Annotated in this window: 27 protein-coding genes and 5 tRNA genes; 6 read left to right on the top strand and 26 right to left on the bottom strand. The window is 65.0% G+C overall.

Annotated elements, in window-relative coordinates; genetic code table 11:
- Positions 1-3: 3 nt before the first annotated feature.
- The 7 genes from hfq to rlmE all read right to left on the bottom strand — a co-directional run bounded on the left by hfq (position 4) and on the right by rlmE (position 7,561).
- Positions 4-279, bottom strand: coding sequence for an RNA chaperone Hfq (gene hfq, locus J2X52_RS14915; RefSeq protein ID WP_310155012.1), 276 nt, complete (start codon positions 277-279; stop codon positions 4-6).
- A gap of 237 nt (positions 280-516) precedes the next feature.
- Positions 517-1,470, bottom strand: coding sequence for a tRNA (adenosine(37)-N6)-dimethylallyltransferase MiaA (gene miaA / locus J2X52_RS14910; RefSeq protein WP_310155053.1), 954 nt, complete (start codon positions 1,468-1,470; stop codon positions 517-519).
- A gap of 198 nt (positions 1,471-1,668) precedes the next feature.
- Positions 1,669-3,180 carry a sodium/proline symporter PutP gene (gene putP / locus J2X52_RS14905; protein ID WP_310155009.1) on the bottom strand — a complete coding sequence of 504 codons (1,512 nt, stop codon included), beginning with the start codon at positions 3,178-3,180 and terminating at the stop codon, positions 1,669-1,671.
- Positions 3,181-3,460: 280 nt separating this feature from the next.
- Entirely contained in the window at positions 3,461-4,360 is a 900-nt protein-coding gene (gene folP / locus J2X52_RS14900) for a dihydropteroate synthase (RefSeq protein ID WP_310155050.1), read from the bottom strand.
- Positions 4,360-4,491, bottom strand: a complete 132-nt coding sequence (locus J2X52_RS14895; protein WP_310155006.1) for a hypothetical protein — start codon at positions 4,489-4,491, stop codon at positions 4,360-4,362. The genes folP and J2X52_RS14895 overlap by 1 nt, the downstream gene beginning before the upstream one ends.
- Before the next feature lie 460 nt (positions 4,492-4,951).
- Entirely contained in the window at positions 4,952-6,874 is a 1,923-nt protein-coding gene (gene ftsH / locus J2X52_RS14890) for an ATP-dependent zinc metalloprotease FtsH (protein ID WP_310155003.1), read from the bottom strand.
- Between the two features lie 54 nt (positions 6,875-6,928).
- Positions 6,929-7,561 carry a 23S rRNA (uridine(2552)-2'-O)-methyltransferase RlmE gene (gene rlmE, locus J2X52_RS14885; protein WP_310155047.1) on the bottom strand — a complete coding sequence of 211 codons (633 nt, stop codon included), beginning with the start codon at positions 7,559-7,561 and terminating at the stop codon, positions 6,929-6,931.
- An 81-nt stretch (positions 7,562-7,642) separates the two neighbouring features.
- Between rlmE and yhbY the strand changes: the two genes are divergently transcribed.
- Together yhbY and J2X52_RS14875 are read left to right on the top strand one after the other, a co-directional pair.
- On the top strand, positions 7,643-7,948 hold the full coding sequence (gene yhbY, locus J2X52_RS14880) for a ribosome assembly RNA-binding protein YhbY (protein ID WP_310155001.1): 306 nt from the start codon (positions 7,643-7,645) through the stop codon (positions 7,946-7,948).
- Positions 7,949-7,964: 16 nt separating this feature from the next.
- Positions 7,965-8,360, top strand: coding sequence for an Mth938-like domain-containing protein (locus tag J2X52_RS14875; RefSeq protein ID WP_310154998.1), 396 nt, complete (start codon positions 7,965-7,967; stop codon positions 8,358-8,360).
- Between the two features lie 388 nt (positions 8,361-8,748).
- On the opposite strand, the gene J2X52_RS14870 is transcribed toward J2X52_RS14875, so the two are convergent.
- Genes J2X52_RS14870 through surE form a run of 4 tightly spaced genes read right to left on the bottom strand, consistent with a single transcriptional unit; the run spans position 8,749 to position 11,547 of the window.
- Positions 8,749-9,492, bottom strand: coding sequence for a peptidoglycan DD-metalloendopeptidase family protein (locus J2X52_RS14870; RefSeq protein ID WP_310154995.1), 744 nt, complete (start codon positions 9,490-9,492; stop codon positions 8,749-8,751).
- Complete coding sequence (locus tag J2X52_RS14865; protein WP_310154993.1) at positions 9,489-10,073, bottom strand: VTT domain-containing protein; 585 nt, start codon at positions 10,071-10,073, stop codon at positions 9,489-9,491. Before J2X52_RS14865 ends, J2X52_RS14870 begins: the two co-directional genes overlap by 4 nt.
- Positions 10,073-10,768 (bottom strand): protein-L-isoaspartate(D-aspartate) O-methyltransferase, encoded by a 696-nt coding sequence (locus J2X52_RS14860; protein WP_310154990.1) that lies wholly within the window; start codon positions 10,766-10,768, stop codon positions 10,073-10,075. The genes J2X52_RS14865 and J2X52_RS14860 overlap by 1 nt, the downstream gene beginning before the upstream one ends.
- Positions 10,765-11,547: a 5'/3'-nucleotidase SurE gene (gene surE / locus J2X52_RS14855; RefSeq protein ID WP_310154987.1), complete on the bottom strand. Its 783-nt coding sequence runs from the start codon at positions 11,545-11,547 to the stop codon at positions 10,765-10,767. Before surE ends, J2X52_RS14860 begins: the two co-directional genes overlap by 4 nt.
- Positions 11,548-11,743: 196 nt before the next feature.
- Here surE and J2X52_RS14850 point away from each other — a divergent pair, with 196 nt between their 5' ends.
- Entirely contained in the window at positions 11,744-12,313 is a 570-nt protein-coding gene (locus tag J2X52_RS14850) for a Smr/MutS family protein (protein WP_310154984.1), read from the top strand.
- Between the two features lie 483 nt (positions 12,314-12,796).
- Here the strand turns inward: J2X52_RS14850 and lon are convergent, their stop codons facing one another.
- The 7 genes from lon to J2X52_RS14815 all read right to left on the bottom strand — a co-directional run bounded on the left by lon (position 12,797) and on the right by J2X52_RS14815 (position 19,627).
- Positions 12,797-15,244 carry an endopeptidase La gene (lon, locus tag J2X52_RS14845; RefSeq protein ID WP_310154982.1) on the bottom strand — a complete coding sequence of 816 codons (2,448 nt, stop codon included), beginning with the start codon at positions 15,242-15,244 and terminating at the stop codon, positions 12,797-12,799.
- 221 nt (positions 15,245-15,465) lie between these two features.
- Entirely contained in the window at positions 15,466-16,752 is a 1,287-nt protein-coding gene (gene clpX, locus J2X52_RS14840) for an ATP-dependent Clp protease ATP-binding subunit ClpX (RefSeq protein WP_310154978.1), read from the bottom strand.
- A gap of 113 nt (positions 16,753-16,865) precedes the next feature.
- Positions 16,866-17,492 carry an ATP-dependent Clp endopeptidase proteolytic subunit ClpP gene (gene clpP, locus J2X52_RS14835; protein WP_232115775.1) on the bottom strand — a complete coding sequence of 209 codons (627 nt, stop codon included), beginning with the start codon at positions 17,490-17,492 and terminating at the stop codon, positions 16,866-16,868.
- A 59-nt stretch (positions 17,493-17,551) separates the two neighbouring features.
- On the bottom strand, positions 17,552-18,859 hold the full coding sequence (gene tig, locus J2X52_RS14830; protein ID WP_310154974.1) for a trigger factor: 1,308 nt from the start codon (positions 18,857-18,859) through the stop codon (positions 17,552-17,554).
- Positions 18,860-19,140: 281 nt separating this feature from the next.
- Positions 19,141-19,225, bottom strand: a tRNA-Leu gene (locus tag J2X52_RS14825).
- Between the two features lie 174 nt (positions 19,226-19,399).
- Positions 19,400-19,475: transfer RNA gene (locus J2X52_RS14820), tRNA-Lys, on the bottom strand.
- A gap of 75 nt (positions 19,476-19,550) precedes the next feature.
- Positions 19,551-19,627, bottom strand: a tRNA-His gene (locus tag J2X52_RS14815).
- A 421-nt stretch (positions 19,628-20,048) separates the two neighbouring features.
- Between J2X52_RS14815 and J2X52_RS14810 the strand changes: the two genes are divergently transcribed.
- Positions 20,049-20,558: an SOS response-associated peptidase gene (locus J2X52_RS14810; RefSeq protein ID WP_310154969.1), complete on the top strand. Its 510-nt coding sequence runs from the start codon at positions 20,049-20,051 to the stop codon at positions 20,556-20,558.
- Positions 20,559-21,076: 518 nt separating this feature from the next.
- On the opposite strand, the gene J2X52_RS14805 is transcribed toward J2X52_RS14810, so the two are convergent.
- The 4 genes from J2X52_RS14805 to J2X52_RS14790 form a co-directional block, all read right to left on the bottom strand.
- Positions 21,077-21,406 carry a hypothetical protein gene (locus J2X52_RS14805; protein ID WP_310154966.1) on the bottom strand — a complete coding sequence of 110 codons (330 nt, stop codon included), beginning with the start codon at positions 21,404-21,406 and terminating at the stop codon, positions 21,077-21,079.
- A gap of 500 nt (positions 21,407-21,906) precedes the next feature.
- Positions 21,907-22,542, bottom strand: coding sequence for a hypothetical protein (locus J2X52_RS14800; protein WP_310154962.1), 636 nt, complete (start codon positions 22,540-22,542; stop codon positions 21,907-21,909).
- Positions 22,543-22,548: 6 nt separating this feature from the next.
- Positions 22,549-22,758, bottom strand: a complete 210-nt coding sequence (locus J2X52_RS14795; protein WP_310154959.1) for a hypothetical protein — start codon at positions 22,756-22,758, stop codon at positions 22,549-22,551.
- Positions 22,759-22,764: 6 nt separating this feature from the next.
- Entirely contained in the window at positions 22,765-22,938 is a 174-nt protein-coding gene (locus J2X52_RS14790; RefSeq protein ID WP_310154955.1) for a hypothetical protein, read from the bottom strand.
- Positions 22,939-23,105: 167 nt separating this feature from the next.
- On the opposite strand from J2X52_RS14790, the gene J2X52_RS14785 reads away from it, so the two are divergent.
- Positions 23,106-23,258 carry a hypothetical protein gene (locus J2X52_RS14785; RefSeq protein ID WP_310154953.1) on the top strand — a complete coding sequence of 51 codons (153 nt, stop codon included), beginning with the start codon at positions 23,106-23,108 and terminating at the stop codon, positions 23,256-23,258.
- 268 nt (positions 23,259-23,526) lie between these two features.
- The gene (locus tag J2X52_RS14780) at positions 23,527-24,180 is read left to right on the top strand and encodes a tyrosine-type recombinase/integrase (protein ID WP_310154950.1); all 654 of its coding nucleotides are present in this window, start codon (positions 23,527-23,529) and stop codon (positions 24,178-24,180) included.
- Positions 24,181-24,211: 31 nt separating this feature from the next.
- On the opposite strand, the gene J2X52_RS14775 is transcribed toward J2X52_RS14780, so the two are convergent.
- The 4 genes from J2X52_RS14775 to J2X52_RS14760 all read right to left on the bottom strand — a co-directional run bounded on the left by J2X52_RS14775 (position 24,212) and on the right by J2X52_RS14760 (position 25,789).
- Positions 24,212-24,646 (bottom strand): hypothetical protein, encoded by a 435-nt coding sequence (locus J2X52_RS14775; protein ID WP_310154947.1) that lies wholly within the window; start codon positions 24,644-24,646, stop codon positions 24,212-24,214.
- Positions 24,630-25,451 carry a hypothetical protein gene (locus tag J2X52_RS14770; protein ID WP_310154946.1) on the bottom strand — a complete coding sequence of 274 codons (822 nt, stop codon included), beginning with the start codon at positions 25,449-25,451 and terminating at the stop codon, positions 24,630-24,632. Before J2X52_RS14770 ends, J2X52_RS14775 begins: the two co-directional genes overlap by 17 nt.
- A 149-nt stretch (positions 25,452-25,600) precedes the next feature.
- Positions 25,601-25,677: transfer RNA gene (locus J2X52_RS14765), tRNA-Arg, on the bottom strand.
- A gap of 35 nt (positions 25,678-25,712) precedes the next feature.
- A tRNA-Pro gene (locus J2X52_RS14760) sits at positions 25,713-25,789 on the bottom strand.
- Positions 25,790-25,882: the final 93 nt, after the last annotated feature.

The following is a 25,882-nucleotide window of genomic DNA, read 5'->3' as shown; positions in this document are numbered from 1 at the left end:
GGGTCAGTCGGTGGTCTCGGGCACTTCGTCCTCGCCTTCACCGGACTGGACGAATCCGCCGCCCGGCACGACGCGCACATTGCGGGCCGGCACCACGGTGGAGATGGCATGTTTGTAGACCATCTGGCTCACGGTATTGCGCAGCAACACCACGAACTGGTCGAACGATTCGACCGTGCCCTGCAGTTTGATGCCATTGACCAGGTAAATCGAGACGGGCACACGCTCGCGGCGCAGTGCGTTCAGGAAAGGATCCTGCAAGGATTGCCCCTTGGACATGGTGTTTCCCCAGCGTAGTTGTTGTTCTAATGACCTGTTGGCCGGGCCGTCACCCGCTCCCCGGACGACGACCGGCCGATGTTACACAACCGCGGTAGGTCTGGGCGGGAACGCAGAGGGCGATTGCTGTGCGGAATCGGGGATTCGTGATCGCAGCGAAGGAATGGCCTCGCCCTCGGAACGGCTTGAACAGCACTCCCCCGGACACGTGGGCGGGCTTGCGCCGAGGCCCATTGCTCATCCCAGAAACGCAGCGACCTCTGCGTCCAGCGCATCGCGCTGCGTCGCCGGGTCGAACCAGCGCGCTCCGCCGCGTCCACGCAGCCAGGTGAACTGCCGCTTCGCCAGTTGCCGCGTCGCGGCGATGGCGCGCTCGCGGAAGTCTTCAGCGCTGCCCTGCCCGTCCAGGAATTCCCAGGCCTGGCGATAGCCGACGGCGCGGATTGCAGGCAGTTCCAGCGGCGCGGGATGCGCCTGCAGCTGGGGCAAGGCGCGCAACGCCCGCACCTCATCGAGAAAACCGGCGACCAGCATCGCGTCGAAGCGGGTGGCGATACGCGCGTGGAGGGTTGCGCGCTCGGGCGGCGCGATCGCCAGTGCCAGCACCTGCGCGGGGAACGGCGGCGATTCGCTCGGGCGTTTCTGCCATTCGCTGATCGGAATGCCGGTCAGTCGATGGACTTCGAGCGCCCGCTGGATCCGTTGCGCATCACCTGACTTGATGCGCGCAGCGGCGTCCGGGTCGAGCATCGCCAGGCGCGCATGCAACGCGGGCCAGCCGATCTCCGCAGCCTCGGCGGCGATGGCCGCACGCGTTTCGGCATCGGCCTCGGGCATGGGCGACAGCCCGTCGAGCAAGGCGGCGAAGTACAGGCCGGTGCCGCCGGCCAGGATCGGCAGGCGCCCACGACGCAGGATGTCCTCGACCGCGGCGCGCGCGTCATGCGCGAATTCGGCAGCCGAGTACGTCTGCCACGGATCGCGCAGATCGAGCATGTGATGCGGCGCGCGTGCGCGTTCCCCTGCATCCGGCTTCGCCGCACCGATCTCGAGCCCGCGATAGACCAGCGCAGAATCGACGCTGACGATTTCTCCTCCGAACCGCTCTGCCCAGTCGAGCGCGAGCGCGGTCTTGCCGGAGGCGGTTGGCCCCATCACGGCGATGGCGCGGGGTTTTGGATCTGAAAGGATCTGATTTTTTGCGCTCATTGCGATCCAACTATCCCGTCATACCGATCCGCGACGTCACAGGCCGGACATGCGCCACGACATCGCGTCGCGCCGGTCATCCAGCGACTTCGTCTTCGGTCACATTGAAGGGAGAGACGCTGGGTCCCGGCTTTCGCCGGGACGACGATGCAGTGTGGGGGCTGCGTGTGCACCTCCCCCTTAGTACCCGGTCTCCTTGAGCGATAGCTGCACCTGCGCATGCGTAGCCTGCACCTCTGCCGGCGGCGCGCGGCCCAGCAGGCTTACCGCGACGATCGCGACTGTCGCCGACAGGAAGCCCGGAATGATTTCGTAGAGCTCGGAGTCCATGCGGTTGACCATGATCTCCTTCCAGAAGATCACCATCGCCGCGCCGGTCAGCATGCCGGCGATCGCGCCATTGGCGGTCATGCGCTTCCAGAACAGCGCCAGCAGCAGCACCGGGCCGAAGGCCGAGCCGAAGCCGGCCCACGCGTACGACACCAGGCCCAGGACGCGGCTGTCGGGATCGCGCGCCATGAAGATCGCGATCAACGCGACCAGCAGCACGCTCAAACGCCCCACCCAGACCAGTTCGCGCTGCGAGGCCTGCTTGCGGAAGAGGCCGCGATACAGATCCTCGGACAACACGCTGGAGCAGACCAGCAACTGGCTCGACAGCGTGCTCATCACCGCAGCCAGGATCGCCGCGAGAATGATGCCGGCGACCCAGGGATTGAAGAGCAACTCGACCAACGTGATGAAGACGCGTTCGGAGTTCTGCAGCACGGGCGCCGCGACCTCCGGATGGGCCTCGAAGTAGGCGATGCCGAAGAAGCCGACCGACATCGCGCCGATCATGCACAGCGTCATCCAGCTCATCGCGATACGGCGCGCGGTGGGAATCGTATGCACGCCCTGCGCCGCCATGAAGCGCACCAGGATGTGCGGCTGGCCGAAATAGCCGAGCGCCCACGCCAGCAGCGAGAGGATGCCGACGAGGCCCAATTCGCCGCCGCGGAACCAGTCAAGCTGCAAGGGATCGTGGGCGCGGATCAGATCCACGCTGGCGTCGAAACCGCCGGTGTGCATGAAGACCAGGACCGGCGCCAGCAACAACGCGAACAGCATCATCAGACCCTGCGCGACATCGGTCCAGCTCACGGCGAGGAAGCCGCCGATCAAGGTGTAGAGCACCGTGACCGACGCGCCCAGGAAGATCGCCTGCCAATAGGTCAGGCCGAACACACTCTCGAACAAGCGCGCGCCCGCGACCACGCCCGAAGCGCAGTAGATGGCAAAGAACACCAGGATCACCACTGCGGTGAACACGCGCAGGATGCGGCTGCGATCGTCGAAGCGATTGGTCAGGAAGTCGGGCAGCGTCAGCGCATTACCGGTGCGCTCGGTATAGACCCGCAGCGGACCGGCCACGAACCGCCAGTTGAGGTAGGCGCCCAGCAGCAGACCCACCGCGATCCACGCCTCGGACAGACCGCCCAGAAAGATCGCACCCGGCAGGCCCATCATCAGCCAGCCGCTCATGTCGGAAGCGCCGGCCGACAGCGCGGTCACGCCTGGTCCGAGGCTGCGACCACCGATGATGTAGTCATCGAAATTCTTGGTCCGGCGCCAGGCCACAACTCCGATCACCACCATCATCGCCAGGTACACCAGGAACATGACGATGGTCGGCGTATTGGATCTGAGCACGGAGCCTCCTGGGCGGGATCGCGACACGACAAACGCCGCGGCGGCTGCCGCAGCGGTGCGCCAGCCTAACGCACGGCTGCGCCGCGGTCAGCCTTGCGCACGCGGACGCAATCGACCATGGGAGCTGACGAGACGTGCTGATGCGGCAGGTCCCGCGCCGGGCGCTCAGGGATATAAGTGCACGCACTGGAAACCAGGCACGATCATCGGCATCCGCCGTCCCGCTACGGCAACCGGCGCCCTGCACCTGCCAGCGGGTCGCGAACCAGCCGCACTGCGATCAGGCGTCGTCGGGCCAGCTGATCGCGGGCTTCGGCGTGGCCGCTCGAGGCTTGGGCACCGCGTCCACTGCGGCCCAGATCTTCAAGGCATCGACCGTGTCCGCGACATCGTGCACGCGCAGGATGCGTGCGCCGTGCTGCGCAGCGATCAGGTGCGCGGCGACGGAGCCGGCCACGCGTTCGGCCGGCGCATCACGACCGGTCAATTCGCCGATGCTGCGCTTGCGCGAGAGACCGGCGAGCACCGGCACGCCGAGTTCGACGAAGCGCGACAACTGCGCCAGCAGCACCATGTTGTGTGCGGTGGTCTTGCCGAAGCCGAAACCCGGATCGACGATGATGCGCTTCTTGTCGATACCCGCCATTTCGGCGGAAAAAATCCGCTCGGCGAGGAAGCGGTGCACATCACCGACAACATCGTCGTATTCCGGTGCTGTCTGCATGTCACGCGGTTCGCCGAGCATGTGCATCAGCACCACCGGTACGCCCAGCGACGCCGCGGCCTCAAGCGCACCGTCTCGGCGCAGGCCGTAGACATCGTTGATCAGGCCCGCGCCCGCAGCGACGGCGGCGCGCATGACCTCGGGCTTGGAGGTGTCGACGCTGATCGGCAGCGACGTGCGCGCGACCAGTGCTTCGATCACCGGCAGCACGCGTCGCAGTTCTTCTTCCACCGACACCGCATCCGCACCGGGACGGGTGGATTCACCGCCGATGTCGAGCACATCGGCGCCCGCTTCCGCCAGCCGCAGGCCGTGCACGATCGCCGCCTCGGCATCATCGTGCGCGCCGCCATCGGAAAACGAATCCGGCGTGACGTTGACGATGCCCATCACGCGCGGGCGATCGAGCCGCAGGACGCGGCCGTTGCAGTCGAGCTGCGGCGCGGTGTCGAACATCATCGGTTTCTCCTGCACATGGCCGGTGCGCCCGTCATCATCCGACGACTCGTGCCGAACGCCACGTCCAGCGGAGCGCCGGGCCCGACGGGCGACAAGGGATCGCGGGCTTCCGGCTTCGGGTCGGACATCGTCTGCTCCAGATGGCGTTACGTCAGCGCAGACTCTGGCGACTCGTCGCGTGCACCGCAAGCAGGGGCATTACCGGCCTTGTGCGTGCGCGCGTTGGAAGTCCACCAGCGCATACATGCCCGCGCCCGATAGGATGCCATGCGTCCTGGCGAGGAACGCAGCTTGTTCCAAGCTGTCGCGACCTCTGGCACTGCCGAGCAATACGAGCCCATGCGCGACCGGCTTGCCGCAAGTCTTCCCGATTGACGGGAAGCAGGGTGCAGGGCCTCTGCCTTGTCAGTCGTCATGTGCTCCATCGACCGGGCACATCGTCTCGTGCACCAGTGAAGCGATATCGGGCGAGGCGTTTCGCTTCTCGCTGCCCGTTCCACGAGGCATAGGCGCTTGCGACGAAAGCCCTCGCCAAATGAAAAAGGCCAGGAATCCTCCTGGCCTTTTTCGTGAACGCTGCGACTGCGATCAGGCCTGTTCGGCCGGACCTCCGATCGGCGGCTGCAACGGGCGGTTGCCCGTGTCGCCGCTGTCGTCGTTCTTGTTGGCGTTCGACTTCGCCCAGCCCATCGGCGGCGGCGGATCGCGGCCTTCCATGATCGCGTCGATCTGCGGCACGTCGATGGTCTCGTACTCGAGCAGCAGCTTGGACATCGCGTGCAGCTTGTCGATGTTCGCGGTCAGCAATTCGGTCGTGCGCTCGTAGGCCTTGTCGAGGATCGTGCGCACGACCTCGTCGATGCGGCGCGCGGTGTCGTCGGAGACCGACTTGTGCTGGGTGACCGAACGGCCGAGGAACACCTCGTCGTCCTCTTCGCCATAGGCGATCGGGCCGAGTTCGTCGGACAGGCCCCACTTGGTGACCATGTTGCGGGCCATCTTGGTCGCGCGTTCGATATCGTTCGACGCGCCGGTGGTGACCTTGTCGCCGCCGAAGATCAACTCTTCCGCCACGCGGCCGCCATACAGCGAACACAGCTGCGATTCGATCGCCACGCGGTTCATCGAGTAGCGGTCGCCTTCCGGCAGGTACATCGTGACGCCGAGCGCGCGGCCGCGCGGAATGATCGTGACCTTGTAGACCGGATCGTGCTCGGGCACGAGACGACCGACGATCGCGTGGCCGGCCTCGTGATAGGCGGTCAGCGTCTTCTCGTCCTCGCTCATCGCCATCGAACGGCGCTCGGCGCCCATCAGGATCTTGTCGCGGGCGCGGTCGAAGTGGTCCATGCGGACCGCCTTGCCGTTCTCGCGCGCGGCGAACAGCGCCGCCTCGTTGACCAGATTCGCCAGGTCCGCGCCTGAGAAGCCGGGCGTACCACGGGCGACGACCAGCGGCTGCACGTCTTCGTCCAGCGGCACCTTGCGCATGTGCACCTTGAGGATCTGCTCGCGGCCCTTCACGTCCGGCAGTCCCACGACAACCTGGCGATCGAAACGGCCCGGACGCAGCAGCGCGGGATCGAGCACGTCGGGGCGGTTGGTCGCAGCGACGACGATCACGCCCTCGCCGCCCTCGAAGCCATCCATCTCGACCAGCAACTGGTTGAGCGTCTGCTCGCGCTCGTCATGCCCGCCGCCGAGACCGGCGCCGCGATGACGACCGACCGCATCGATCTCATCGATGAAGATGATGCACGGCGCCTGCTTCTTGGCCTGCTCGAACATGTCGCGCACGCGGCTGGCGCCGACGCCGACGAACATCTCGACGAAGTCGGAACCGGAAATCGAGAAGAACGGCACCTTGGCCTCGCCGGCGATCGCCTTGGCGAGCAGCGTCTTGCCTGTGCCCGGCGGGCCGACCATCAGCACGCCGCGCGGAATCTTGCCGCCCAGCTTCTGGAAGCGCGACGGATCGCGCAGGAACTCGACCAGTTCCGACACTTCTTCCTTGGCCTCGTCGCAACCGGCGACGTCGGCAAAGGTGATCTTGGTCTGCTCTTCGTTGAGCAGCTTGGCGCGGGACTTGCCGAAGGACATCGCGCCCTTGCCGCCGCCCTGCTGCATCTGCCGCATCATGAAGAACCAGAAGCCGATGATCAGCGCGACCGGCAGCAACTGGATCAGGATGTAACCCAGCGAAATGCCACTCGACGGCGGTGCCTGGTCGATCGCGACGTTGTGGTTCATCAGGTCGTCGATCATGCGATCGTCGCGACGCGGGGCGATGACCGTACCGCTCTGGCCGCCCTTGGTCTGGAACGTGATCGTGCGTTCGTCTTCGGCGATCTTCACCGCGCCGATCTGGTCACGACGGACCTGTTCCATGAACTGCGAGTACTGGACATCCTGCCCGCCTGCGCCGGTTCTGGGGCTGAAGCTCTGGAAGATCACCATCAATACGACGGCGACAACCACCCAGAGCAGCAGATTCTTGACCAGATCGTTCATGTGTCGGGGTTCTCGTGAAGAGTGCGGTGGAGCGCTTGATGCATCGGGGCCATGCTACTTCATCGTCGCCAGCTTGCCCTGCGCGAGGGCATAGACCTCTGGCGAACGCTGTCTGGAGGCCGCCGGCTTGCGGATCGAGAGCTTGGTGTAACGCCGTCTCAGGTTGCGAACGTAATCGTCGAACTCGGTGCCCTGGAACAGCTTGATCAGGAACGTGCCGCCGGTGCGGAGATGGTTGTCGGCGAAGTCCATCGCCAGCTCCGCCAGGTGCATCGCGCGGGGCTGGTCGACAGCATCGATACCACTCTTGTTGGGGGCCATGTCGGACAACACAAGGTCGACCTGCTGCCCGCCGAGGGAGGACTCGAGCATCGAGAGGACCGCATCTTCACGAAAATCCCCGTGAAGGAACTCCACCCCGGCGAGTGACGGCATGTCCAGGATGTCCAGTGCAATGACCCGGCCAGAGTCGCCCAGGGCCTGCCGCACCCACTGCGACCAGCCGCCCGGCGCAGCCCCCAGGTCCACCACGACCATGCCCGGCTTGAGCAGACGGTCGCGTTCGACCAGCTCCTCGAGCTTGTAGGCGGCGCGCGAACGCAGGCCATCCTTCTGGGCCTTCTTTACGAAGGGGTCGGAAAAATGTTCTTTCAGCCAGCGCTGACTGCTTTTGCTGCGGGAGGCCATCAAGGGCTCGGGGGCGGGACGGGTGCGTCCGGTGGCCATGATATCCTGCCGACCGCTTTCATTTCCCCGATCGGTTCATCCATGAGTAATGCCCTGACCGCTGCCCAGACCCGTTTTCTGCGCGGCCAGGCCCATGGCATCAAAGCCATGTTGCAGGTAGGCGGCAAAGGCATCACCGATGCGCTGATCGCCGAAGTCGATGCAGCGCTCGAGCACCACGAACTGATCAAGGTCAAGGTCGGCGCCTCGGACCGCGATGCACGCGACGCGATGATCGCCGACATCGCCGCACGCACCGAGGCGGCGCTCGTGCAGCGCATTGGCCACGTGGCCGTGCTGTACCGCCAGAGCAAGGACCGTCGCCAGATCGTGCTGCCGCGGTCCTGATTGCAGCGCGCGGCCGATGCAGCTCAATCTCGAATCTCCTGATTTCGACTACGTCCTGCGCGGCGCCGATGGGCGTGTGGCGCTGGTCAACGACCGTCGCCTGGCACGCAGCTTCATCGTCGCGCCGCACAGCCTCGTCGAGGACTGGCCGGTCACCGATGTGCGCAACCTCGATGTCGAGGCCCTCGCCCCGGTGCTCGCGCTCGAGCCGGAAGTGGTACTGCTCGGCACCGGTGAGACCCAGGGGTTCCCGCCGCCCGCGACCATGGCCGCGTGCCTGTCACGCGGGATCGGCCTCGAAGCGATGACCAACGCCGCCGCGGCGCGCACGTTCAATGTGTTGGCCGGAGAAGGCCGACGGGTGGTGGCGGCGTTTGTGCTGGCCGAACGCGACGCAGCGTCGGGCACGTAGGCGCGCGATCGCCCATTGCGGGATCGGAGCGGCACGCCGCAGCCTCTCCATCGGAACGCACCAGGGTGGTGTCCTATCCCGTAGAAGCCTTGGCCCGTCGTTCCGCGTTGGTTCGTCATTCCCGCGTAGGCGGGAATCCATCGACGTCAACCTATTGAAAGAAAAGTCCCGGGATCCCCGCCTGCGCGGGGAAGACGGTCAAGACGCTTTCGGGGCAGCACACTAGGACGCAGCCAGACATCTGCCATCATCCCAGCAAACGCAGGGATCTTGCTTTGCCGCGCCTCACGGCTTGCCAAGATCAGGTAAACGTCAAAATAGGCCCCAGCGTCCGCTGGGGCGACGGCCCAAGGGCCCCTGCGGCCTGACCGTCAACGCCCCCACCCAATCAGCGGGCAGGCAGATACGTCAGCGGATCGACCGGTTTGCCGTTGTAGCGGATCTCGAAGTGCAGCATGTCCCGGGCGGCGCCGGTGCGGCCGAGTTCGGCGATCTGCTGGCCGGCCCGGACGCGCTCGCCTTCATTGACCTTGCGGGTGCGGTTGTGCCCATAGGCGGTGAGCCACTGCTCGTCGTGCTTGACGATGATCAGCTCTCCGTAGCCGACCAGGCCCGCGCCGGAATACACCACCACGCCATCGGCCGCCGCATTGACCGCCTGACCCGGCGTGCCTGCAATCCCAATGCCCTGCTTGGTGGGGTCGTTGCCGACGTAGCGGTTCACGACCTGGCCGGCCGTTGGCCACTGCCACCGGAACGGGCTGCGCACCGGCGCAGCGGCGGGCGCCTGGGGCGTGGTCTGGGTGGGCCGGACGGCCGGGCGTTGCGCCGTGGCGGTGCCCGACGCGGCGGGCCGCGCCGGACTGGCGCTGGCACCGCCGGGATAGAGGCGCAGGCGCTGGCCGGGATAGATGGTGTAAGGCGGGCGGATATTGTTCCAGGTCGCCAGATCGAGCGCGCTGATGCCGTTGCTGGTGGCAAGCCTGTAGAGCGTGTCACCGCGCTGGACGGTCACTGTCTGGCCGGGCCGGGGCGTCGAAGCCGGCGTCGCACTGCCGCCCTCGCGCACCACCGTACTGGTGCCGCACGCCGACAACACGCACACCGCGAACAACACCACCAGCTTCCTCATCCACGCATCTCCAACCAGACCAGTCCAACGATTACCAGCCCAACCATCAACCAGCCGAGCCATTCGATATACCGCTTGAGCACGGGTTCGAGCTTGGGACCGCCCCACGCCATCAGACCGGCGACCAGAAAGAACCGCGCGCCCCGTCCTAGCAGCGAACCGGCCACGAACGGTAGCAGCCCGACTCCGAGCGAACCCGACGCGATCGTGAATACCTTGTACGGGATCGGCGTGAATCCCGCGATGAACACGAACAGCAGCCCGTGTGCGACGAACAACGCCTGGATGTTCTCGAATGCCGGCTGCCAGCCCATGCGCACGATCCACGGCCACACCAGATCCAGCGCGAAATGGCCGAGCAGATAGCCCAGCAGACCGCCGGCCACCGAGCCCAGCGTGCACAGCAGCGCGTAGCGCCACCACGACTTCGGCTTCGCCAGCGACATCGGCGCGAGCATGACATCGGGCGGAATCGGGAAGATGACGGATTCGGCGGCGCTCATCAGCGTGAGGTACCGCGGTGCGTGGCGGTGGCGCGCCCACGCGAGCACGGTGTCGTACATCCTTGCAAACAGCTGCATCAGTCGACGTATCCAGACAACAGGGGAACAAAGGCGACCGCAGCGACATCCCGCTGTTCAATCTGCCCGTCGGCATGCTTGCGCAGCACCAGCAGACGTTGCGATCCAGGTGCGCCCACCGGCGCCACCAGCGTGCCGCCTGCGGCCAACTGCTCGGTCAAGGCCTCGACCAGCGCGGGGCCAGCGGCGGTGACGATGATGGCGTCGAACGGACCGTTCTCCGGCCAGCCGATGCGACCGTCGTCATGCTTGCTGCGCACATTGAGGCCCAGCGAGCGGAAACGCTTGCGGGCGACGCGGAGCAGTTCACCGATGCGCTCGACGGTGTGCACTTCGATCCCGAGCGCGGCGAGGATCGTCGCCTGGTAGCCGGAGCCGGTCCCGACCTCAAGCACCTTGCCGGGCATACCGTTGGCCAGCAGCGCTTCGGTCATGCGCGCGACCACCCAGGGCTGCGAGATCGTCTGGCCGTGGCCGATCGGCAATGCGGTGTCCTCGTAGGCGCGCGTGGCGAGCGCTTCATCGACGAACAGGTGACGCGGCACGGTGCGGATGGCGTTGAGCACACGCTCGTCACTGATACCGCCGCCCGGATGGGCACCATCGCGCAGACGTTCGATCAGACGATCCCGCACGCGTTGCGAGGTCATGCCGACGCCCACCGCTTCGGGCTGCAGGCGCATCCGCGCTGTCACGCCTGACTCGCCTTGAGGTCCGCTTCGAGTCCGCCGACCCAACTGGCCACGTGTTCGAGCGCCTGGTAGCGCGTGAGATCGACGTGGATCGGCGTGATCGCGATGTGCTGCGTGCGCACTGCGTGGAAATCGGTGCCCGGACCGGCGTCCTGTTCGGGGCCGGCGGCGCCGATCCACCACCAGGTGCGGCCGCGCGGATCATCGATCGACGTGCACGGCTCGGCGCGATGGCGGTTGCCCAGACGCGTGACCTCGAAGCCGGCGAGTGCGTCCCACGGCACGTCCGGCACGTTGACGTTGAGGATGGTGTCGGCGGGCAGCGGGTCGGCCTTCAGGCGCGCGACGATCTCGACCGCGGCGCGCGCGGCGGTCTCGTAATGCTTGCCGTCGTGATCGCGCGTGACCAGTGACATCGCGACCGCCGGCAGACCGAGGAAGCGACCCTCCATCGCTGCGGCGACAGTGCCTGAATAGATCACGTCATCACCGAGATTGGCGGTGTTGTTGATGCCAGAAACGACAATGTCCGGTTCGAGTTCGAGCAGGCCGGTGATCGCCACATGCACGCAATCGGTCGGCGTGCCATGGACGCGCCACGTGGAGGCATCCACCTGCACCGTGCGCAGCGGCATGTCGAGCGTGAGCGAGTTGCTCGCGCCGGAACGATCGCGATCGGGCGCGACCACCAGCACCTCATGACCAGCGTCACGCAGACCCTGGGCGAGAATCCGGATGCCGGGGGCGTCGACGCCGTCGTCGTTGCTGACCAGTACGCGCATGGATCGTTCTAGAGGCTCCGAGCCGTCGGACAAGAGCGCCATGATACCGGATGCATCCGCGCCCCACCTCGGCCCCGATGCGTTGCAGCGAGGGGGCTGCGCTGCCGTACATGACATGCATCTCGGTTGCAACCGCTCCACGGTGTTGCGACACACGATGGCTGCGTCTCGACGTGCGCGCCGCTACGCTAGCGGCATGCATCGAGGACGCCACCGCCCGGATCCGCCTGCGCCGCCCACTGATGACGACGATGCGGCGCTGTTCCGCAATGCGATCGGCCCGGTCCGCGAACTGCCGGCCGCGCCATTACCGCCGCCGACGCCCAAGCCTCGCCCCTCGACGCGCATGGCCGAACGCGACGATGCGCAGGCGCGCAGCGAGTTCAGGCAACTGCTCGACGGCCCATTGCTGGGCGGCGGCGACACGATGCAGTACCGACGCGACGAGATCTCGCCACGCGTGCTGCGTCGCCTCGGACGCGGTGAGTACGCCGCGCAGGAAGAGCTCGACCTGCACCACAGCGATGCGCTCCAGGCCACCGCCCTGCTACGCCTGTTCCTGCGCGATGCGGTCGATGCCGGTATCGGCTGCGTGCGCGTAATCCACGGCAAGGGACTGAACTCCTCGCCCGATGCGCCAATTCTCAAGAACCTCGTCGACCGCCTGCTGCGCCAGCGCGCCGACGTGCTCGCCTTCCACAGCGCACCCGGCGGCCAGGGCGGCGCCGGCGCAGTGCTGGTGTTGTTGCGACCGCGGCATCGCTGAGCGCATCACACGCGGTGGAACGCAATACGTCGGGCATGAAGATCCCCGCAATGGCGCTGGATGTCGTCGCAATCCGCCTTCCGGCACTGTCGAGGTCTGAGGGACGCACCAGGTTTCTGCCCAGCTGGCCTGCGTCGGCCCTGGTATCGATCTGTCCGACGCCCGATGGTTTCCGCCCATATGCGCGCTGTTGATTCGCAGCGCGTGGCTGAGGCATCGCGCTGGTTTCGCTGCTGCGGTACCTGCGCGCGCGACGTATCGGCCTGGCCTGAATTGCGACTGCCCGTCTTCCGCGCGATGTTGCGCGGCGCACACGTCGTCGCGTCATGCTGGAACATCCGGGGCTTGCAACGGCTGCATCACCGCCTATTGCCAACCCGCGCGATACGGGGGCAGGGGCACACAGCACGGCGGCCGCAATGAAAACGGCCGCCGCTGCAAGTGCAGCGACGGCCGTCGGTGTTCACCCGGTACGCGCCCGGCTCAGTGCTTGACCCGCGTCCGCTTGGCGCCTTCGGCGCGCGGCACGACCTTGCGCGCAGCCTTGGGTTCGACCTTCTGCCCGGGCGGCGGTGGCAACGGCCGCTCCAGCGCCAGATCCAGCACCTCGTCGATGTACTTCACCGGCATGATCTTCATGCCGTCGGTGACGTTCCTCGGGATGTCGGCCAGATCCTTGCGATTCTCCTCGGGGATGATCACGGTCTTGATGCCGCCGCGCAGCGCGGCCAGCAGCTTTTCCTTGAGTCCGCCGATGGCCGTGACGCGGCCCCGCAAGGTGATCTCACCGGTCATCGCCACGTCCGCGCGCACCGGAATCTTGGTCAGCAGCGACACAAGCGTCGTCGCCATCGCGATGCCCGCGCTCGGCCCATCCTTGGGGGTCGCGCCATCGGGCACGTGCACGTGAATGTCGTGCTTCTGCAGCACCTCGAGTTCGACGCCGAGACGCTCGGCGCGCGATCGCACCACCGACATCGCCGCCGATGCCGACTCCTTCATCACATCACCCAGCTGACCGGTGAGGATGAGCTGGCCCTTGCCCGGCACCTGCGTGGCTTCGATCTGCAGCAGATCGCCGCCGACTTCCGTCCACGCCAGGCCGGTGACCAGACCGATTTCGTTGTCCTGCTCGGCGCGGCCGAAATCGAAGCGCTGCACGCCCAGGTACTTGTCGAGATTCTTCTCGGTGACCTTCACCGTCTTGACGCCCTTGACCTTGCCCACGGCAACCGGTCCGGCGAGTGCGATTTCCTTGACCACCTTGCGGCAGATCTTGGCGATTTCGCGCTCGAGGTTGCGCACGCCGGACTCGCGCGTGTAATAGCGCACGATGTCGCGCACCGCGCCTGCGGACACGGTCAATTCTTCAGCCTTCAGCCCGTTCGCCTTCAGCTGCTTGGGCAGCAGGTAGCGTGTGGCGATGTTGAGCTTCTCTTCCTCGGTGTAACCCGGAATCCGGATGACCTCCATGCGGTCGAGCAGCGGACCGGGGATGTTGAGCGAGTTGGACGTCGCCACGAACATCACTTCCGACAGGTCCATGTCGACCTCAAGGTAGTGATCGTTGAACGTGTGGTTCTGCTCCGGATCGAGCACCTCGAGCAACGCCGATGCCGGATCGCCGCGGAAATCCATCGACATCTTGTCGATCTCGTCGAGCAGGAACAGCGGGTTCTTGGTGCCGACCTTGTTCATGCTCTGCACGATGCGGCCCGGCATCGAACCGACGTACGTGCGGCGGTGACCGCGGATCTCGGCCTCGTCGCGCACGCCGCCCAGCGCCATGCGGGTGAACTTGCGGTTCGTCGCCTTCGCGATCGACTGGCCCAGCGAGGTCTTGCCCACGCCGGGCGGACCGACGAGGCACAGGATCGCGCCCTTCATCTGCTTCACGCGCGTCTGCACCGCGAGGTATTCAAGGATGCGTTCCTTGACCTTCTCCAGGCCGTAGTGATCGGCGTCGAGCACGTCCTGCGCGGCCTTCAGGTCCTTGCGCACCTTGCTACGCTTCTTCCACGGCACGCCGAGCAACCAGTCGAGGTAATTGCGCACGACCGACGCTTCGGCCGACATTGGCGGCATCTGCTTGAGCTTGTTGAACTCAGCCTTGGCCTTGGTCTCGACGGCCTTCGGCATGCCGGCCTCGGCAATCTTGCGCGCGAGCTCGTCGATGTCGCTGGGCGCATCGTCGATCTCGCCCAGCTCCTTCTGGATCGCCTTCATCTGTTCGTTGAGGTAGTACTCGCGCTGCGACTTCTCCATCTGCGACTTCACGCGGCCGCGGATGCGCTTCTCCATCTGCTGCACGTCGATCTCGCCGTCGACAAAGCCCACCAGCAGCTCCAGACGATCGGCGGTGTCGGTCGCTTCGAGCAGGCGCTGCTTGTCCGCGAGACGCACGCCCAAGTGCGCGGCGATGGTGTCGGCCAGGCGCGCGGAGTCGTCGATGCCGGCCAGTGTCTGCAGCAGCTCGGGCGGCAGCTTGCGGTTGGTCTTGACGTACTGCTCGAACAGGCTCATCAGCGAACGCGCAATGGCCTCGACCTCGCGCGGTTCGCGCGATTCGAGTGGCGGAATCGCCACGCCGCTGCCTGCCAGCGCACCCTCGTTCTCGCGGATGTCGCGCAACCTGACGCGCTCGGTGCCCTCGACGAGCACCTTGATCGTGCCGTCGGGGAGCTTGAGCAGTTGCAGCACCGTGGCTAGCGTGCCGACCTCGTAGAGGTCCTCGGCCACCGGGTCGTCGGTTTCGGCCGACTTCTGCGCGACCAGCAGGATGCGCTTGTCGGACTCCATCGCCAGATCGAGCGCGCGAATCGACTTGTCGCGGCCGACGAACAGCGGGATGACCATATGCGGGAACACCACGACATCGCGCAGCGGCAGAACCGGCAGTTCGTGGGTTTCGGGAGTGCTGCGTGGGGGCATCGTCGTTCCTCGGTGTGGCGCCGCCCGGTGGGACGGCCCTGGCGGCCGTGCGGCCACCCTGCCCCCGTTTATGGGGCGGGGCCGGCCGGGATGCAAGCGCGTTTGAAGCGCCAGAGACAGAAGCGCCGCGGGCCCGAAGGCACGCGGCGCGTCGTGAAGCGGTCTGCGTCTGGAAAACCCGGACTGGCACGCTGCCGGAACGTTTCGTTCCGGCGGTCGACTCAGTCGCCGGACGCGACCTTCTGCTCAGTGGCAGGGGTCTCGTAGATCAGATACGGCTCGGACTTGTGCTCGATGACCGACTCGTCGACGACCACCTTGCTGACGTTCTCCAGCGACGGCAGGTCGTACATCGTGTCGAGCAACACCGATTCGACAATCGTCCGCAGACCACGCGCGCCGGTCTTGCGCTTGATCGCCTTCTTGGCGATGGCGGCGAGCGCGTCCTGGCGGAACTCCAGTTCCACGCCTTCCATCTCGAACAGCTTCTTGAACTGCTTGCTGATCGCGTTCTTGGGCTCGGTCAGGATCTGGATCAGCGCGGCCTCGTCGAGCTCCTCGAGCGTCGCCACCACCGGCAGACGACCCACGAACTCCGGAATCAGGCCGAACTTGATCAGATCCTCCGGCTCGACGTCCGCCAGCACCTTGCCCACTTCCGCCTTGCGCTCGGAACTCTTGAGCTTGGCACCGAAACCGATGCCGCTGGCGTCGGTGCTACGCGCCTGGATCACCTTGTCGAGACCGGCGAACGCGCCGCCGACGATGAACAGGATGTTCTTGGTATCGACCTGCAGGAATTCCTGCTGCGGGTGCTTGCGTCCGCCCTGCGGCGGCACGCTGGCGACCGTGCCCTCGATGAGCTTGAGCAGCGCCTGCTGCACGCCTTCACCCGACACGTCACGCGTGATCGACGGGTTTTCGCTCTTGCGCGAGATCTTGTCGATCTCGTCGATGTAGACGATGCCCTGCTGCGCCTTCTCGGCGTCGTAGTCGCACTTCTGCAGCAGCTTCTGGATGATGTTCTCGACGTCCTCACCGACGTAGCCGGCCTCGGTCAGCGTCGTGGCGTCGGCCATCGTGAACGGCACATTGAGCAGGCGCGCCAGCGTCTCGGCCAGCAGCGTCTTGCCCGATCCGGTCGGACCGATCAACAGAATGTTCGACTTGGCCAGTTCGACCTCGTCGTTCTTGCTGCGGCTCTCGATGCGCTTGTAGTGGTTGTAGACCGCCACCGCCAGCGTCTTCTTGGCCCGGCGCTGACCGATCACATACTGGTCCAGCACTTCGAGGATCTCGCGCGGCTTGGGCAGCGAACTGCGTGCCGATTGCGCCTTCTCCTCGAGTTCCTCGCGAATGATGTCGTTGCACAGCTCGACGCACTCATCGCAGATGAACACGCTGGGGCCCGCAATCAGCTTGCGCACCTCATGCTGGCTCTTTCCACAGAAAGAACAGTAGAGGATTTTGTTGCTGTCGCCGGAACGACCCTGACGGTCTTCGCTCATGCCTTGGCCAAATCTGTATTGCGGTTTCGTTTCGAGAATAGCACAGCGTCCGGCGCCTCCAACGGGAGGCCGCCGTCACACGGATGCATGCTGGATCAAGCGTTTAGCAGCGCTCAGGCGGCCGTGATGGAGTCGTCGGGGCGGCGCTCGAGCACCTGATCGACAAGGCCGTACTCGCGCGCGGCCTGCGCACTCTTGAAGTTGTCGCGCTCGGTGTCGCGGGCGATCGTCTCGAGGGGCTGGCCCGTGTGGTGGGCCATGATCTCGTTCAGACGCTGCTTCATCGAAAGGATTTCGCGGGCGTGGATATCGATATCCGTCGCCTGGCCCTGGAAGCCGCCCAGCGGCTGGTGGATCATCACGCGCGAGTTCGGCAGCGCATAGCGCTTGCCCGCCGCGCCCGCCGACAACAGCAGCGCGCCCATGCTGGCCGCCTGGCCAATGCAGATCGTGCTCACGTCCGGCTTGATGAACTGCATGGTGTCGTAGATCGCCATGCCCGCGGTGACGATGCCGCCGGGCGAGTTGATGTACAGGTTGATGTCCTTCTCGGGGTTTTCGGCCTCGAGGAACAGCAACTGGGCGACGATCACGTTCGCCATGTGGTCGTCGATGCCGCCGACCAGGAAGATCACGCGCTCCTTCAACAGGCGCGAATAGATGTCGTACGCGCGCTCGCCGCGGCTGGTCTGCTCGACCACCATCGGCACCAGGTTGAGGGCTTTCGTCTCGATGCTCATCAATCAATTCCCGTCGGTGGAGCGTCCGGCCCACATGGACCGGACGGGGTGCGCGTGGCTCAGCCCTGCGGGCCGATCGCGTCCTGGAAGCTCAGCGACTGCTCGGTGTGCTGGGCGCGCTCGGCGATCCAGTCGATCACCTGCTCTTCCATCACACGGTTCTGCAGACCCGACATCAGCTGGGGGTCGTTGCGGTACATCTCAATGACCTGCTGCGGCTCTTCATAGGTCGAGGCGATCAGGCGCATCGTTTCGTTCACACGCTTGGGGTCGAGCTTGAGTTGGTTGCGACGGGCGACTTCGCCGACCAGCAGGCCGACGAGCACGCGCTTGCGCGCCGGCTCGAGGAAATCATTGTGTGCGTCGTCGGCAACGGTCGGGTTCTGCCCGTTCCGCCGCGCCTGCTCGACGGTCTGGCGCAGCACCGACTTCGCCTCGGACTCGACCAGCTTCGGCGGCAGTTCGACGTGCGCGAACGCCGCGACCAGCTGCTCGCCGACTTCGCGACGCAGACGGTTCATCAGCGCACCCTTGAGTTCGCGCTCCAGATTGCTGCGGATCTCGCTGCGGAACTGCGCCATCTCGCCGCTCTTCACGCCGAAGCTGCGGATGAAGACCTGGTCGACTTCGGGCAACTGTTGCTCAGAGACCTGCTCGATCTTGACGTGCACGGTGGCCTGCTTGCCGGCGAGCTGCGGCACGCGCCAATCGGCCGGGAAGCTGACCTCGATCGCCTTCTCTTCGCCTTTGGTCAGACCGGCCAGCGCGTCTTCGATCTCCGGGTACATCGCGCCCGAGCCCAGCACCGTGACACCGCGCTCGGCGCCTTCGGCCGGCAGACGCTCTTCGCCGATCTGCGACCAGGTTTCCACGTCGACCGCATCACCCTTCTGCGCGCCGCGCGTGACCGCGCTCCAGCTGCGGCGCTGCAGACGCAGGTTCTCGATCATGCGGTCGATGTCGTCTTCCGCCACCTCGGCGGTGTGGCGCACGACTTCGAGCTTCTCGAGCGCAACGTCGCCGAAATCCGGCACGATCTCGAAGGTCGCGGTAAACGCGAGTTCGCCCTCGCCCGCTTCACCTTCCGGCGCAATGCGCGGCTGACCGGCGATCTGCAGTGCGTTCTCGCGGATGGCCTGGTCGAAACCTTCACGCAGCAGGCGGTCGAGCTCTTCGGCTCGGACCTGTTCGCCGAAGCGCTGCTCGACGACCTTGGCCGGCACCTTGCCGGGGCGGAAGCCCTTGAGACGGGTGGTCCGCGCGATCTCGCGCAGACGGCCACCGACCTGCGACTCCAGGCGTTCGGACGGCACGCGGAACGTCATCTTGCGTTCCAGGCTACCCAGCGATTCGACCGAAACTTGCATATCCACTCCTGCGCTTGCGGACGGTGCCGCATGACATCTGACTGTTGGGAATTGGTTCTGAACTCTGCCGCCCGCCCGAATCCAGCTGACCGGACGACGGAACGGCGTAGTTTGGCGGATTCGGGGGCTGGCCGCCACCGCTCCGGGTGCACGCCCTCGGGGCACGGGGATCAGGGGGGATGCTGCGCGAGACCTGACGCAGTGCCCGCAGGCCGCATCGGCGGGCGGTGCGTGCGAACACCCGCCTCGCCCGGCGGCTTGCCGCAGCCGCCCTGCCTCGATGGTGCGAAAGGGGGGACTCGAACCCCCACGCCTTGCGGCACTGGTACCTAAAACCAGGGCGTCTACCAATTCCGCCACTTTCGCGTTGCGCCCGCCGATGGCGAACCGCGGCATGTTAGTCGATCACCCTGCCGTTTGGCAGCGATGCCGCGAGATGCCTCATGCGGGACCGACGCTATCGCGCGCGGGATGCATCGCCGCCGGCGCGCGAGCGCCGGAAACGAAAACGCCCGGCCGAGGCCGGGCGTTTCGTGGAACTGGTGGGCCGTCAAGGATTCGAACCTTGGACCTATTGATTAAGAGTCAACTGCTCTACCAACTGAGCTAACGGCCCGATGAAGCGGGCGCGCATTGTAATAAAACTTTGCGCGCTTGAGCAACACTTTTCGAGTGCGACCCGGTGAAGCAATGGGGTGGAAGACGGGATTTGAACCCGCGACCCCCGGAATCACAATCCGGTGCTCTAACCAACTGAGCTACATCCACCACAGCAAAATTGTCTCGTACCGCGGGACGTGGCGCGCCCGACAGGAATCGAACCTGTAACCCCCGACTTAGAAGGCCGAGTCAATCTGGCGCCACGTCAACCGGTTACGTCTCGGAATAGTCAGGTCGACAGTGCCGAGGGCGCGCATTGTAGCGCGGAATTTCAAAAAATTGTCAGGAGGTTTTGAGAATTTTTCGATGACCCTCCGGCACCCTCGTGTGACCTCAGATGTCGCGTATTCGACAGCCCCTGCATGTGCGGACGCTTCGTCCAACCCCCCCCCTTTCAGCGCGCAGCAGGCGCCATGGCCCGAACTGGCTGATGACCTCATGGCGATGACAGCAAAGTACAACCTCGCGCCGACGCAGCGCGCCGCCGTGGCGCTGGACACGGCGGCGACCTCGCCGCGCGCCGGCTGCGGTGGGCCTGATTCCGCCTTGGGCGAAGGAGCTCGGCGGTTATGCCACCTTCAACGCGCGTATCGAGACGATCACTACGAAGCCGGCGTTCCGGCACGCCTGGCGCAACCACCGGTGCCTGATCCCGATAGCGGGCTACTACGAGTGGGAGCAGTTGCCTGGCGGCGTCAAACAGCCCTATTTCATCGCCCGCGCAGACGGTCAACAGCTCTACGCGGCCCAGTGGGAGCCGCGCCACCCACTGCAGGAACCCACTGAAGACGGGAGCTGCACAGTGGTCGTCCAGGACGGCGTCGGGCCTGCGGGAGACGTGCACCCACGCATGCCGGTGTTCCTCGATCCAGAGCAGACCGAGGTATGGATGACCGCTTCCCCTGACGACGCGATGGCGATGCTGCTCTCTGCCGAGGTGCCGGAGCTGAAGTTGACCCGGGTGTCTCGGTCCGTGAACAACCCCCGCAATCAAGGCGGTCGGGAGTTTCTGGAGCCGGTGGACGAGAGCGAGGGCTGACGCAGCGCATTCAGACGAAGCACTTCCCGTCTCGAGCAGTATTACTACTCATCGCAAGAACTGAGACCGGCGCCGAGCACCGTGCGCCCGTCGTTGGAGCCGGCGAGCGCGAGAAATACGGATGTACAGTTTCGGCGAGGGTACGTGGTGTGAGGAGATGGCGCACGGCCGCGTGTCGAACGCGGCCATGCGCAGGGTATGACGAGAGCTAATGGAATCAGACTGCTTGGCAGGTGCCGTCACGGTTGCAGAGCTGCACGAAGTACCAATCGCCTGCGAAGCACTCCCACACTTCATACGTACCGCCCAAGCGTCGCTCGACGGTCGCAGTTTGGCCATCGAACGAACAGGCGATATTTGGCTGGGCCACCGCGCTACCAGCTGTGACGACAGCGGCTGCAAAGGCCACAGCTGCGAGTGTCTTCCTGATTCTGCGCTTCATTTCGCATTCTCCGTAAAGTCGAGACGAAGAGCGGTCCGCCTCATGCGTGAGACGAGCCGCGAGGACAATTCGAGGTTTAGATATCCTGCGCAGTACAGCGCACCTGCGACGAAGCAGACCCAACGACTTGCCCACCAAGGCTGTAGTTCACCGTCATGTTGATGAAGCCCTGCCGTGTCGGGCAATAGAACCGGCAGAAGCTCTTGTTGGTGCAGTTCGCCGGGAAAATAGCCCCGGTGTTGAACGTGTTCGCCGACCACGAGATCGTGTCGTAAGAAACACCCTGAGCATCCGAGAAACAGAAATTGCTGGGTTCGCACGCGATCGAAACCGACTGAGCGCTTGCGATCTTGGGGGCCATAGCCAGTGCGACGACGGCGAGTGCAGCGATTAGAGTTCCTTTCATTACGCATTCTCCTTTGCATTAGTCCAGCGGCAACATGCCGCGCGAAGAACGTACCAGTGCGGTTGCAGTGGAAACTTGAGCGGGTCCACAGAACGGCGTGAGAGCGCATTAACCCGAATGAAGTTCGAGAAGCAGCGTGCGCTGGGCGTAGACCGGCGATCGCGGCGACATCCTTGGGAGGTGTAGGGCCGCTGCGCGCGCACGTGCTGTGCACTCAGGGTAGCGAGTGCACCGTGGCCCTCAATGCGACTGCTGCTTGAATCGGCGTCAGGAAATTTCTACACCGTGAGATTGATCACCGGCAGCCGCGGCGCACCGCCTGTGATGCGGCCGCCTGTGAGATAGGCGTTGTTGCCTATTGGTACGTCCTGCCCGATCGCGCGCATGTCTCGTAGCCCTCGGGCGCCTCAAGCGTCGAGGTGACGTCGGAGTTATGGGCGGTAACCGTGGCGACGAGGGTTGTCTCGCTGGCCTGCAGGCCGCGGAAGCGCGACCAGGTGTTAACTCGCATCGGTCAGGTGCCTCTCGATGGATACGTTCTGCCAGATCTCGAGGCCGGCGTCCGCAGTGCCCGCGCGGCGTGCGCTGATGGTGACGCTGACGCCGAACCCCTTCCACGTCTCTGCGACGTCCTGCACTTCTATCAGTTGCAGCGGGGTGTAGAGGCCCGGGGCGCCGCCGGTGATCTCGCCCTGGACGAACGGCGGAATGCGCATGTCCACCAGCTCCTGCTCGCCGCGATCGCCGAGCACCACGCGCCCGCGCTCTGCGGCAACGGCCGCTTCTGTGATCAACTGGTCGACCACCTGCTCGGCGAAGGTCTCCCCTGCACTGCCGGCTCGCGTGATGCGGCCGAGGGCCCCCTGCTGCTCGCCGCTCACGATCACCGCGTCGAACAACGGTCGCGACTGCAGGCGCGCGGACTCGGCGGTCACCCAGCTGCCCGGCAGCACGATGTCGGCCACCGTCGAGTTCCACGCCCACGGGCTGGCCGGATAGCGCGAGCGCACGTGCAGATCAAGCTCGGACGGATGCGACTGGATCACCGCGCCTCGCGCCGCGGCAATCCGCTGCAGCACCGCCATCGGCGTGAGGTTCTGGTAGTACCAGGCACCGCCAGGCACCAACCAGTCCACACCGGCTCAATCGAGGGTGAAACCCGTGTTGGTCAGCTCGGCCTCGGCCAGTTGCCGCGCGGTGCGGATCTCGGACTCGGCCGCGCTGCGTTGCGGCGCATACGGGTCGTCGAGCACGGTAGTGCGCGATCGGCCGATCACCGTGACCCCACGGTTGGCGAACTCGCGACTGCCTTCACAGCCTTCGATGATCGCGGTCCAGACATATCCATTCATATTGACTTACACCTGCGCAGGCCCGTCGACGGTCGGTCGCAGCAGCGCGACATGGCCTGGATCGGCCAGTGTCATTCGCAGCGTCCAGTAAGCGCTTTCGACGTTGGAGGACAGGTCGACCGTGTCGGCCGCGATGGGCGTGCGATCCGGAAGCCGGACCACTGAAACAGAATTGAGCACGACGTGGACTCGAAGGGCGGGCGGTTGCGGGGGCGGCGCTGCTGGATTCTCGATCCAGGGCAGGTCGGTGATCGGGTCGCGGCCGGGGTAGCGGCCTTGCGGCCCCCAAGGGATCGAAGACCTGCAGCGCATCTGCCAGCCAGACCCTGACAAGCTGCCGCCGCGCCGTGACCGTCGAAGCACGGGCAAAGCGCATCGGCCTGCCGATCACCTACGACAGCCGGGGCGGTGTGATCACCACCGTCGACGCCCTCAACCGAGCCCTCGGCATCGGGTCGCCAGCGGCGAACGAGGGCATGCTCGGCGCGGACGCCCTGTAGGCACGCCATGGGAAGAGGAAGCCCCCCGCAAGCACGACCCATCGATCCCTGCGCACATCGACCAGACGCGGCTGACTGCCGGCATGCTGTGGGACAAGTCGGGCAGCGGTCGCTGGTACAGATCGCCGATGGCCGTCCTGCGGACAAGCCCGGCGGGGAGCCGGTGCCGCCCTACCCGACGAAGGCGAACGCCTGGCTGCGCTACCTGCGCCAGCTGTTCTCGTTCGGCATCGAGCGCGGCCTGTGCCGCACCAACGCAGCGCGCGGCGTGCGGCAGGTCAAGGAAGTGCGCAACGCCCGCATGCCGACGCCCGAGGCATTCCGCAAGATCTACGACTACGCGAAGGCCGGCAGCGAACTACAACCGCGGGAGAAGGGCCGACAGCCGCCATACCTCTGGGCGGCGATGGAGCTCGCCTTCCAGGCGTGCCTGCGCAGGATCGAGGTGATCACCCTTCACGACGGACAGGTGACCGAGGTGCTGGCTGACGCAAGCAGCGAAGCTGTCGAGCTGCTCAAGACGCGCCGGCGCAAGGGCAGCCGCGACAACCAGGTGCGCATCGGCAGCCGCATGCGCGAGGCGATCGCCGCGCTGCAGGCGCACCGCGCCACCATCTGGGCGCGCAAAGGGTTCGCCACGCCGATCCGGCCAGAACAGCGCGCGCTATTCGTCAGCGAGGACGGCACGCCGCTCACGCGCGACGGCTTCAAAAGCAGCTGGGGGAAGATGATGCGCGCCGCGCTGAAGGCCGGGATAATCGCGCCCGAAGACCGGTTCGCCATGCACGGCCTCAAGCACCGCGGCATCACGGATACGAAGGGCACCGGCGCGGACAAGAAACACGCAGCTGGCCACGTGACCGACTCGATGGCGAACCTGTACAACCACGATTTGCCGATGGTTGAGCCAGCAGATGACTAATTCCGCGGTATGAAGAACTAACGCCGCAGGATCACGCTGCAGCTTTATCGATCTCTTCGTACACCTGGTACATCTGGCGCGAAACCAGCCGAGCTCTCTCAATCTGAGTCAATGCTTCATTGAGCGAAACAGTTTGATCAAGGTCGTAATCTGCTTTTACGCGCAGCAAGCGAGCAGCGTCCAGAGCCCGGCACAGCTGAGACTTCGTTGCTGAATATGTCGCAAGCTTCGAACACACGCCCGAGACGTTCCATTCGAGAATTCGATGGTAGACGTCCTCATGGGTCACATGTTTCACGCCTGGTCTATAGCGAGCTGACTCAGGCAACATCGACGCAAAAGGCAACACATCGTGAAAACAGGAGTAGTAGGCTCTGCTAATCGAGGCACGAAGTTCTACTTCTTTTGCAGAATGATTCGCCGCTGCTTTAGCAAACTCACGCAAGTCTTCAGTGACTGTAGGCATTGGATCCTTCCTGCTCTACCTTTTCTGCCGGCCTAGCTTCCAGCTCGTCCCAGTCCGCGGCGAGAACAAGTCGCAACGAGCCGGATTCTTCGACTGGGAAACTGCGCTCGCCTAGTTCGCCGTAGAGGTCCCATTCGAGCTGCGCTGCAGTCTCCGGCGCCACGTGAACATGGAAAGTAACCAAAAGTGAGTCTTCACCACTTTCAAGCGCTATCACTGTTGGCTGAAGCGCCCGGACGCGCACTTTCCTATCGAAAAGAAAACGATTGGCACATGCCACGACCTCCGCAACCTCGACGTCATCTCGGCCTCGCTCTTGGAGTGGATACTGAGGCGTTGCGGTACTTGTAAGAAGCGGATCGCGCTCAATGCCTGCATTGCTCATACGATCAGCTAACTCCATCGCCGATCGAAAATAGCCCGAACAAGCCAGCATCACCTCGACGCCACGCATCGCTTCTGGACTAGAGACGATCGCATCGTGATGGCGTTTGAACTTCTCAAAAACCCACCGCGACTCCCCGCCAATCTGCATCACATTCATGCCGCGAAGCAGCGTCATGAAGTCGGCTGTGAGAGACAAGGCGCGGTCGTACAGCGCCACCGCGGAAGCGAAGTCTGACTTGTAGGCCGCGATATGAGCGCGAATCTCCAACGAACCGACCGTGGTCGCGTTGCTGAGATTCAGCGCTTCGCGCTCGAGCCTACGCAACTCAAATTCACTCGGCCAAGCTTGCTTGCGCAAATAGCTAATGGCCTGCGTGTAAAGCTCGTCGAACTTGGTCGCCGGTGCAGGCGCAGTCATGGGCAAGTTGCCAAGATCTAGGTATCCGTACCGAAGGCATGCGTCGCAGGATACTGGCAGCGACGAACTCAAACCGCAACAAGGCTGCACTAATTGTCAGGACAATAGTCAGGAGCAACAGCGAGAGCTATCGTAAGCCTTTGATTCAATGGCGCGCCCGACAGGAATCGAACCTGTAACCCCCGACTTAGAAGGTCGGTGCTCTATCCGGTTGAGCTACGGGCGCCAGTGCGTCGAATGATAAACGCGGCTGGTACCCGGTGGTCGGGGTAGAGGGATTCGAACCCCCGACATCCTGCTCCCAAAGCAGGCGCGCTACCAGACTGCGCTATACCCCGCCGGAACAAGCGGTCGAACCTGACCCCGACACGGCCAGGACCGTACGAAGGGCGCAATTGTACGACCGCCGCGCGTGCTGTCAATGCAGCGCA

The sequence above is a fragment of the Luteimonas sp. 3794 genome, from assembly GCF_031456825.1.
GTDB lineage: Bacteria > Pseudomonadota > Gammaproteobacteria > Xanthomonadales > Xanthomonadaceae > Luteimonas.
This window is presented reverse-complemented; position numbering and strand designations above follow the sequence as displayed.